This window comes from Thaumasiovibrio clandestinus, assembly GCF_047250365.1.
Lineage (GTDB): Bacteria > Pseudomonadota > Gammaproteobacteria > Enterobacterales > Vibrionaceae > Thaumasiovibrio.
Map to the genome: position 1 here is coordinate 1 of NZ_JBLBVL010000043.1, position 1,653 is coordinate 1,653.

General features: G+C 53.0%; 1 rRNA gene. It reads left to right on the plus strand.

The window, feature by feature from the left end:
* Window positions 1–66 precede the first annotated feature (66 nt).
* Window positions 67–1,607, plus strand: a 16S ribosomal RNA gene (locus tag ACKLNH_RS20530).
* Window positions 1,608–1,653 lie beyond the last annotated feature (46 nt).

The following is a 1,653-nucleotide window of genomic DNA, read 5'->3' on the forward strand; positions in this document are numbered from 1 at the left end:
GGCACAGTCAATTCGTTTATCACTTCGGTGATGAACAACAGTATTCATTGAGCTATCAAAAACTTTAAATTGAAGAGTTTGATCATGGCTCAGATTGAACGCTGGCGGCAGGCCTAACACATGCAAGTCGAGCGGAAACGAGAATAGCTTGCTATTCGGCGTCGAGCGGCGGACGGGTGAGTAATGGCTGGGAACCTGCCCTGATGTGGGGGATAACAGTTGGAAACGACTGCTAATACCGCATAACGTCTACGGACCAAAGAGGAGGACCTTCGGGCTTCTCGCGTCAGGATGGGCCCAGTTGGGATTAGCTAGTAGGTGAGGTAATGGCTCACCTAGGCGACGATCCCTAGCTGGTTTGAGAGGATGATCAGCCACACTGGAACTGAGACACGGTCCAGACTCCTACGGGAGGCAGCAGTGGGGAATATTGCACAATGGGGGAAACCCTGATGCAGCCATGCCGCGTGTATGAAGAAGGCCTTCGGGTTGTAAAGTACTTTCAGCAGTGAGGAAGGTTACGTAGTTAATACCTGCGTAGCTTGACGTTAGCTGCAGAAGAAGCACCGGCTAACTCCGTGCCAGCAGCCGCGGTAATACGGAGGGTGCGAGCGTTAATCGGAATTACTGGGCGTAAAGCGCATGCAGGCGGACTGTTAAGTCAGATGTGAAAGCCCCGGGCTTAACCTGGGAATCGCATTTGAAACTGACAGTCTAGAGTCTTGTAGAGGGGGGTAGAATTTCAGGTGTAGCGGTGAAATGCGTAGAGATCTGAAGGAATACCGGTGGCGAAGGCGGCCCCCTGGACAAAGACTGACGCTCAGATGCGAAAGCGTGGGGAGCAAACAGGATTAGATACCCTGGTAGTCCACGCCGTAAACGATGTCTACTTGGAGGTTGGTGTCTTGAACACTGGCTTTCGGAGCTAACGCGTTAAGTAGACCGCCTGGGGAGTACGGTCGCAAGATTAAAACTCAAATGAATTGACGGGGGCCCGCACAAGCGGTGGAGCATGTGGTTTAATTCGATGCAACGCGAAGAACCTTACCTACTCTTGACATCCAGAGAAGCCAGCGGAGACGCAGGTGTGCCTTCGGGAGCTCTGAGACAGGTGCTGCATGGCTGTCGTCAGCTCGTGTTGTGAAATGTTGGGTTAAGTCCCGCAACGAGCGCAACCCCTATCCTTGTTTGCCAGCACGTAATGGTGGGAACTCCAGGGAGACTGCCGGTGATAAACCGGAGGAAGGTGGGGACGACGTCAAGTCATCATGGCCCTTACGAGTAGGGCTACACACGTGCTACAATGGCGCATACAGAGGGCTGCAAGCTAGCGATAGTGAGCGAATCCCAAAAAGTGCGTCGTAGTCCGGATTGGAGTCTGCAACTCGACTCCATGAAGTCGGAATCGCTAGTAATCGTAGATCAGAATGCTACGGTGAATACGTTCCCGGGCCTTGTACACACCGCCCGTCACACCATGGGAGTGGGCTGCACCAGAAGTAGATAGCTTAACCTTCGGGAGGGCGTTTACCACGGTGTGGTTCATGACTGGGGTGAAGTCGTAACAAGGTAGCCCTAGGGGAACCTGGGGCTGGATCACCTCCTTAACGATAGACTGCTGTTTAAATGCAGTGTCCACACAGATTGCTTGGT